Raw genomic sequence first — 7,769 nt, 5'->3', positions numbered from 1 at the left:
GGCTCCACCTCGCGCGCGCCGTCACGCGCCGCGCCGAACGCGCCGCCGTCGCGGCGGGTGCGACGCGCGACCTCAACCCGATCGCGCTCAATTATCTCAACCGCCTGTCGGACCATCTGTTCGTGCTCACGCGGCACATCAACGCCGCGGCGGGCGGCGATATTCTCTGGAAACCCGGCGCGACGCGCTAAATCCATTCGTCACCCCGGACTTGATCCGGGGTCCACGCGCAACGCTGGAGAAATGGATGCCGGATCAGGTCCGGCATGACGAAGAGGAAAAATGTTCCCTAAATGTTCTAGACTTTCCATCGCGCTGTAACCATATTCGACGAACCAGCGAAACCGAATCGCACCTCGGGGGATTGTCTCATCATGGCCAGCCGCACCGACGCTTCGCCGACGACTGACACGATGGAGCCGCTCGCGCGGCGCTTCGCCGCGACGCGCCGCCTGTCGCTCGATCTGGTCGCGACGCTATCCGACGCCGACGCCAGCGCGCAGTCGATGCCCGACACCTCGCCGGCAAAGTGGCACCTCGCGCACACGACCTGGTTTTTCGAAACCTTCGTCCTGCGCGACCATGTGCAAGGCTACCGCCTCCATGACGAACGCTATCCCTACCTCTTCAACAGCTATTATGAAGCCGAAGGGCCGCGCCATGCGCGCCCGCAGCGCGGCCTGCTGACGCGGCCGTCGCTCGACGAAATCTGCATCTGGCGCGCGCATGTCGACACTGCGGTGCAAAGCGCGTTGCCTGACCTGTCGCCCGCGGCGCAGGCGCTCGTCGAACTCGGCATCCATCACGAGCAGCAGCATCAGGAATTGCTGCTCACCGACCTCAAACATCTCTTCGCCCAGAACCCGCTCGGTCCGGCCGTGTGGAAGGATTCGGCAATCGCGAGTGAAGTTGCGCAGTTTCCCGCCGTTTCGCCGCCGACGCCGGACCGGACGGGCGCGATGCAGTGGATCAAGGGTGCCGAGGGTGTGGTGTCGGTCGGCCATGCCGGCGACGCTTTTGCATTTGACTGTGAAGTTCCGCAGTTTTCCGCGCTTCTGACCCCGCACGCGCTCGCCAGCCGTCCGGTGAGCAACGGCGAATGGCAGCAATTCATCGCCGACGGCGGCTATCACACATCGTCGCTGTGGCTCAGCGACGGCTGGGCGTGGGTACAGGCCGAAAATGTCAACGCGCCTGCCTATTGGGATCGCGACCGCCAGTTCACGCTTTCGGGCTGGCGCGAAATCGACCCGGCCGCGCCCGTCACGCACATCAGCTTGTACGAAGCCGATGCCTTCGCCAGCTGGGCCGGCGCGCGCCTGCCGACCGAGATTGAATGGGAGTCAGCGGCGGCGGCATTCGACCCCGCCTCGGGGCAGCAACTCGACGCCGCGGGACCGGTATGGCCCGCCGCCGCCGACGATGACACCGGCTTGCAACAGATATTCGGCAGCGTGTGGGAATGGACCGGAAGCGCCTATCGCCCCTATCCCGGCTTTCGCGCCGCGCCGGGCGCGGTCGGCGAATATAATGGCAAGTTCATGAGCGGCCAGTTCGTCCTGCGCGGCGGCAGCTGCGCGACCCCGCGCGGCCATCTGCGCGCCTCTTACCGCAATTTTTTCTACCCCCACCAGCGCTGGCAATTCACCGGCGTGCGGCTCGCAAAGGATCTTTGACATGGGTGTCGTTCGTAGTCTTCGTCAGGTCGATGCCGACGACGCGGGCGTCGATATCGCCTTTCGCGCCGACGTCCACGCCGGCCTCGCGCAGCGGCCAAAGGCGATACCCGCGCGCTGGTTCTACGACGCGACCGGTTCGGCGCTGTTCGAGGATATCACCGCGCTCCCCGAATATTATCCGACGCGCAGCGAAACCGACATGCTCACCCGCCATTCCGCAGACATCGCCGCCGCGATCGGCCCCGGCCGCGCCGTCGTCGAACTCGGCTCGGGCAGCTCGACGAAGACGCCGCTGTTGCTCGACGCGATCGCACCCGCCGCCTATGTGCCCGTCGATATTTCGGGCGACTTTCTGCGCGATAGTGCGGAGGCGCTCGCGGCGCGTTTTCCGGGACTTCCCATTTATCCGGTCGAGGCCGATTTCACCCAGCGGGTGACGATGCCCGACGAAATCGCCGATCTGCCCAAGCTCGGCTTTTTTCCGGGCAGCACGATCGGCAATATGGTCGCGCGCACCGCGGTCGACCTTTTGCGCAACTGGCGCTGCGCGCTCGGCGAAGGATCGCTCCTCCTCATCGGCATCGACCGGATCAAGGATGTCGCGACGCTCGAACTCGCTTATGACGATCCGGCCGGGGTGACGGCGGCGTTCAACCTCAACCTGCTCGAGCGGATCAACCGCGAGCTTGGCGGCGATATCCCGGTCGAGAATTTCGCGCATCGCGCAGTATGGGACGATGTCCACGCGCGCATCGAAATGCACCTCGTCGCGGCGTGCGACATGGACTTCACCGTCGATGGCCGCGATTATGCGATGGTGAAGGGCGAAACGATCCACAGCGAGAACAGCCACAAATATGGCTCACGCGACGCGAACCTGCTTTTGCGCGCGAGCGGCTGGACTCCGATCGCGACCTGGGACGATGCCGATCCCGCCTTTGCCCTGATCCTCGCCGAAGCGACGGCTTTCCGCTCGGCCCCCTAATACGCCGGACTCCGCGCGCTCTTGACGCGCGGGACCGAGGCCGTAGGGGCACAGGCACGGTTTTCAGCGAAAAGGGCAGCATATGATCGTCGGCGTTATCGGTGCGGGACAAATGGGCGCGGGCATTGCGCAGGTGTCGGCGGACGCCGGGCATAATGTGCTCCTCTCCGACATCGACCTGGCGCGCGCCGAAGCGGGCAAGGCGGGGATCGCCAAGGCGCTCGGCCGGCTCGTCGCCAAGGAGAAGATGACGCAGGAGGATGCCGACGCGCTGCTCGGCCGCATCACCCCCGTCGCCGATCATAGCGCCTTCGCCCCCGCCGACCTCGTCATCGAGGCGGCGACCGAGCGCGAGGAGATCAAGCGCGCGATCTTCGCCAGCGTCGGTTCGCATCTGTCGGCGACCGCGATCCTCGCCAGCAACACCAGCTCGATCCCGATCACACGGCTGGCGCAGGCCGCACCCGACCCGGCGCGCTTCATTGGCGTTCATTTCTTCAACCCGGTGCCGGTGATGGGCCTGATCGAACTGATCCGCGGCCTCGCCACCAGCGACGACACGCTGGGACAAGTCGAAGCCTTTGGCCGCGGTCTCGGCAAGGAAATCGTCCACGCCAACGACGCACCGGGGTTCATCGTCAACCGCGTGCTGATGCCGATGATCAACGAGGCGGTGTTTGCGCTCGGCGAAGGCGTTGCGACAATGCAGGACATCGACGCCGGCTGCCGTCTCGGCCTCAACCATCCGATGGGGCCGATCACGCTCGCCGATTTCATCGGGCTCGACACCTGCCTCGAGATCATCCGCGTGCTCTACAGCGGCACCGGCGATCCGAAATTCCGTCCTGCGCCCTTGCTCGTCCAATATGTCGACGCTGGCTGGGTCGGGAAAAAGGCCGGGCGCGGCTTTTACGACTGGACGGGACCGGAGCCCGTGCCGACGCGGTGAGCGGATACGACGCCCGGACCCTCGCATTCTATGCGGCGGAAGCGCCGGTCTATACGGCGTCGGGCAAGCTGGGCGTATCGCGCCATCTCGATCGCTTCCTCGACCGGCTGCCGGCCGGAGCGGACATACTCGAACTCGGATGCGGCGGCGGGCGCGACGCCGCGCACATGATGGCGCGCGGCTTCGCGGTCGATCCGACCGACGGGGTTGCCGAGATCGCGGTGAAAGCGGAAGCGCAGCTTGGCAGGCCGGTCCGGGTGATGCGCTTCGGCGAGCTCGATGCCGCCGGCAGATATGACGCTGTCTGGGCGGCGGCAAGCTTGCTCCATGTGCCGCGCCGCGATCTTCCGGACGTGATCGCGCGCATTCACCGCGCGCTCAAGCCCGGCGGGCTGCATTTCGCCAGCTATAAGGGCGGCGGGAGCGAAGGGCGCGACCGCTTCGGTCGCTATTTCAACTATCTTACGCGCGCGCAGCTCGAATCCCTCTATCGCGAGGCCGCCATGTGGGATTTATTCGATATCTCCGAAGGTGCCGGCGGCGGCTGTGACGGTGGGCAGGGGCCGTGGGTTCAAATCACCGTGCGTCGTCCGCGATAAGGGCCGGCCGGTGGAGCCGAAAGGCGTGCGATGCGTTAGGTGTATGGAATGCAGGGGATGATATGATCATGCGTAACAAGACCTTAATCGCACTCGCCGCCGTCCTTCTCGCTGGAGCCATGCCCGTCCAGGCGCAACAGGGCGCGCCCGAGGAATCGACGATCAAGGACACCGCCAATTCGGTCGCCGAGCCGTTCGACGGCAAGGAAGTTCCGCCAAAACTGTTGGCGATTCAGGGCGACCCCTATTCGTTGTCAGGGCTGGGAAAGTGCGCCGCCATCATCAAGGAAGTGGGCGAGCTCAACGAGGTGCTGGGCCCCGACGTCAACGAACAGGTCGACAAGGACCGCGCCAAGAAGCGCGAAGAGACCGCCGGCCGCGTCGCCGGTACGGTGGCGGGTGGGATTATTCCGTTTCGCGGGCTGATCGCCGAAGTCACCGGCGCCAACGCCGAACGTCGGCGCTATGCGCTCGCCGTCTACGCCGGAACGGTGCGCCGCGGTTTCCTGAAAGGCGTCGGGCTCGAGCGCGGCTGCAAGGCGCCGGCCCGGCCCTGATCCGCGCGCGTCAGAGTGGAGTGGCGATCGCGCGGCAGCTTTCGGGTGCCGAGCGCAACGCGGTGTTCCACGTCACGCCGTTACCGCTACGTTGCAGGCGCGCGCCCTTCTTGTTTTCATAGATTTCGCCGCGGTTGGCGGGGGTCGATTTCAGCACCATCGTCATGCCGCCATTGACGCGCACGAGTGCGCCGTCGCGCAGATAGTTGACATTGAGCCGCGTGCCGCTGCTGCATTCATAGCTGGTGCCCGTGTTGCGGGGCACCGAGGAGCAGCCCGCCACAGCCAGCGCGGCGGTGGCGGCAACGAAAATTGCGATCGTCTTGTTCATGGCGATTCTCCTCCTCAGTAACCCGAACGCACGCACAGCACGTCGGCGAGGTAAACCCGCCCGCTGACGGTTTCCATATGTTCGCGCGCCGATCCGTTCCAGCCGATCGAGCGGCAATAATTGTCGGCGGTCTGCGCCGCGCAATTGGCCGTTCCCGACCCATATTCGCAGGCGAGGATACGGTTGTTGCCGCGCGCCGGCTGGGTATGGAATTCGGCAAAATTGCCGCGCGCTACCTGGTCGTTCGCGGGCGGCTGCCAGCCGCCGCCGCCCGAACCCACCGGCCGGATCGACTGGATGGTCAGGCCGCGCACGACATTGTTCAGCATCGGCGTATCGCGATCGACCGTGCGGCAATTCCCGCGATAGCGCGTTCTTTCGCAAAGTTCCCAGCGACCGCTCGCGACCCGGATCGAATTGACCGGCCATGCAAGCCCAAGATTGGGTTTCGCCTCGCCGACGAACACCGCCGGACCGCGATAGCCGGCGTCGCGATAGAAGGTCGCTTCGGGCGGGCGATCGGGGCGGTAGCGTTCGGTTTCGGCGGTCTGGGCATAGGAGGTGGCGAGGAAACCCGCCCCTATCGACACCGCGGCCGCGGCAAGGATCGACAAACGATAAGCGGTTTTCATGGCAACCTCCCTATTGGCGAACGTGACCCGGTGTTCGTTATACTGCGCGGAATTTACGCGATTAGGCGGCGGCTTGCAAATTATCCCAACCGGCCGGTGCCAATACTTGCAGGTCCGGCGCAAATCAGGGGATCTTGGCAGGCTCCGCCGCCACATTGGGCGTCGGCGCTGCCGCCGGCGCCGCCACGGGCTGAGCCGACGGGGCGGGAGGAGCGGCCAATGGCGGCGCGACACCGAGCATCAGCCCCGCGAGCGCCGCCGACATCAGGTTCGACAGGCTGCCCGCGAGCAGCGCCTTCAGCCCCAGCTTGGCGATCATCGGACGCTGGTTCGGGGCGAGCCCGCCGGTCACCGCCATCTGGATGGCGATCGAGCTGAAATTGGCAAAACCGCAGAGCGCAAAGGTCGCGATCGCGACCGCCGCCATCGACATGTTGCCCTGCGCCTTGCCGAGGTCGATGAAGGCGACGAATTCGTTGAGCACGATCTTGCTGCCGAACAGGCCGCCGGCCACCGCGCTTTCTTCCCACGGCACACCCATCAACCACATGACGGGACGGAAGATCGTGCCAATCACCGCCTGAAACGACAGGTCGGGATAGCCGAACCAGCCGCCAATCCCGGCGAGCAGCCCGTTGGCGAGCGCGACGAGCGCGACGAAGGCGAGCACCATCGCGCCGACCGCGACCGCGAGCTTGACGCCTGTCTGTGCGCCCTGCGCCGCCGCCATGATGATGTTCGCGGGCTTTTCCTCGTCATGGCTCGCCTCGGGCATGATCACGGGTTCGATGCCGAGATCCTTGGGATCGTCGGGCATGATGATCTTGGCCATCAGGATGCCGCCGGGCGCCGACATGAAGCTCGCCGCGAGCAGATACGGCAGCAGTTGTTCGCCGATCATGCTCGCATAGGCGCCGAGGATCGTACCCGCGACCCCCGCCATGCCGACGGTCATCACGGTGAAAAGCTGCGAAGGGGTCAGGCCCGCGAGATAGGGGCGGATGACGAGCGGCGATTCGGACTGGCCGACAAAGATGTTCGCCGCGGCGCCGAGGCTTTCGACCTTGGTGATGCCGGTGATCTTCTGGATCGCCCCGCCGACCCATTTGATCACCAACTGCATAATGCCGAGATAATAGAGGATCGAGATGAGCGAGGCGAAGAAGATGATGACGGGCAGCGCGGCGATCGCGAAGCTGTTCGCGCCCATTTCGGGCGAGGCGAGCGGACCGAAGATGAAATCGGTTCCCGCCTTGGCATAACCGAGCAGGTTCGAGACGGCGTTCGACATCGCCTGAATCACCGCGCGGCCCCACGGTGTGCCGATGACGAGCACGGCGAAACCGGCTTGAAGCAGGAAGGCGGGGACGACGACGCGAAGCCGGATCCAGCGGCGGTTCGACGAAAAAAGCACGGCAATCGCAAGCAATGCGACGATGCCGACCAAACCGATAAGGCGTTCCATAATTTCTGTGCGTCCCCCGCAAAGTGATACCCGTGTCTAGCGGGCTTTGTCGGCGGGGCAAGTCCGTGCCGATGCGGCACCTTTCCACCCGCCGCAAAAGCGATTAAGCGGCCTCGATGGAAAATAGCCCTTCGCGCGTGATCGCGCCCTCGTTGCTGCTGTTCGCGATCCTCTATGGCGGCATGGTTCCGCTCGGCGGTTTCCTGGGCGCGAAACAGGTTGCGCTTGGCCCGCTCGCGGTCGAGGCCGGGATTTTCCCCTTTTTGACGCTGATCGCGATATCGAGCGGGATCGCCGAATTGCACGGCCGGGTCGTCGCCGACCGGCTGGTGCGGCTGGGCTTCATTCCGCTGATCCTTGCGATCATCCTGACGGTGTTCGTGCTGCAATTGCCGACTGACGAGGGCATGTACGAGCCCGCCAAGGCGGCATTCCCGATCATCGTCGGACAGGGCTGGCGCATGATGGCGGCGGGAATCCTCGCCTATGGCGTGTCGGTCAGCCTCAACGTCTGGCTGTTTGCGCGGATGACCGCGAACAATGGCCGGCTGCTGCCGCTGCGCGGTTTTGTC

The 7,769-nt window shown here is 65.2% G+C and carries 9 protein-coding genes and 1 pseudogene; 7 read left to right on the top strand and 3 right to left on the bottom strand.

What is annotated here, in order from left to right; translation table 11 throughout:
• The 6 genes and pseudogenes from VJ811_RS08575 to VJ811_RS08550 form a co-directional block, all read left to right on the top strand.
• Window positions 1-191, top strand: a pseudogene (locus VJ811_RS08575) (ATP:cob(I)alamin adenosyltransferase); the annotation flags it as partial.
• A gap of 183 nt (window positions 192-374) precedes the next feature.
• Window positions 375-1,676 carry an ergothioneine biosynthesis protein EgtB gene (gene egtB / locus VJ811_RS08570; protein WP_324071851.1) on the top strand — a complete coding sequence of 434 codons (1,302 nt, stop codon included), beginning with the start codon at window positions 375-377 and terminating at the stop codon, window positions 1,674-1,676.
• Between the two features lies 1 nt (window position 1,677).
• Entirely contained in the window at window positions 1,678-2,664 is a 987-nt protein-coding gene (gene egtD, locus VJ811_RS08565) for an L-histidine N(alpha)-methyltransferase (RefSeq protein WP_324071850.1), read from the top strand.
• A gap of 82 nt (window positions 2,665-2,746) precedes the next feature.
• Window positions 2,747-3,613, top strand: a complete 867-nt coding sequence (locus tag VJ811_RS08560; protein ID WP_324071849.1) for a 3-hydroxyacyl-CoA dehydrogenase NAD-binding domain-containing protein — start codon at window positions 2,747-2,749, stop codon at window positions 3,611-3,613.
• Window positions 3,610-4,212 carry a class I SAM-dependent methyltransferase gene (locus VJ811_RS08555; RefSeq protein WP_324071848.1) on the top strand — a complete coding sequence of 201 codons (603 nt, stop codon included), beginning with the start codon at window positions 3,610-3,612 and terminating at the stop codon, window positions 4,210-4,212. The genes VJ811_RS08560 and VJ811_RS08555 overlap by 4 nt, the downstream gene beginning before the upstream one ends.
• Window positions 4,213-4,280: 68 nt before the next feature.
• Window positions 4,281-4,769 carry a hypothetical protein gene (locus tag VJ811_RS08550; RefSeq protein ID WP_324071847.1) on the top strand — a complete coding sequence of 163 codons (489 nt, stop codon included), beginning with the start codon at window positions 4,281-4,283 and terminating at the stop codon, window positions 4,767-4,769.
• Between the two features lie 10 nt (window positions 4,770-4,779).
• Here the strand turns inward: VJ811_RS08550 and VJ811_RS08545 are convergent, their stop codons facing one another.
• From VJ811_RS08545 to VJ811_RS08535, 3 genes are all read right to left on the bottom strand, one after another.
• Window positions 4,780-5,100, bottom strand: a complete 321-nt coding sequence (locus tag VJ811_RS08545) for an MliC family protein (RefSeq protein ID WP_324071846.1) — start codon at window positions 5,098-5,100, stop codon at window positions 4,780-4,782.
• Between the two features lie 14 nt (window positions 5,101-5,114).
• Entirely contained in the window at window positions 5,115-5,732 is a 618-nt protein-coding gene (locus tag VJ811_RS08540) for a beta/gamma crystallin-related protein (protein ID WP_324071845.1), read from the bottom strand.
• 124 nt (window positions 5,733-5,856) lie between these two features.
• Window positions 5,857-7,197 (bottom strand): NupC/NupG family nucleoside CNT transporter, encoded by a 1,341-nt coding sequence (locus VJ811_RS08535; protein ID WP_324071844.1) that lies wholly within the window; start codon window positions 7,195-7,197, stop codon window positions 5,857-5,859.
• 116 nt (window positions 7,198-7,313) lie between these two features.
• On the opposite strand from VJ811_RS08535, the gene VJ811_RS08530 reads away from it, so the two are divergent.
• A partial coding sequence (locus VJ811_RS08530; RefSeq protein WP_324071843.1) for a VUT family protein occupies window positions 7,314-7,769 on the top strand: 456 nt, incomplete at its 3' end.

The sequence above is a fragment of the Sphingopyxis sp. genome (genome assembly GCF_035250425.1).
GTDB lineage: Bacteria > Pseudomonadota > Alphaproteobacteria > Sphingomonadales > Sphingomonadaceae > Sphingopyxis.
This window is presented reverse-complemented; position numbering and strand designations above follow the sequence as displayed.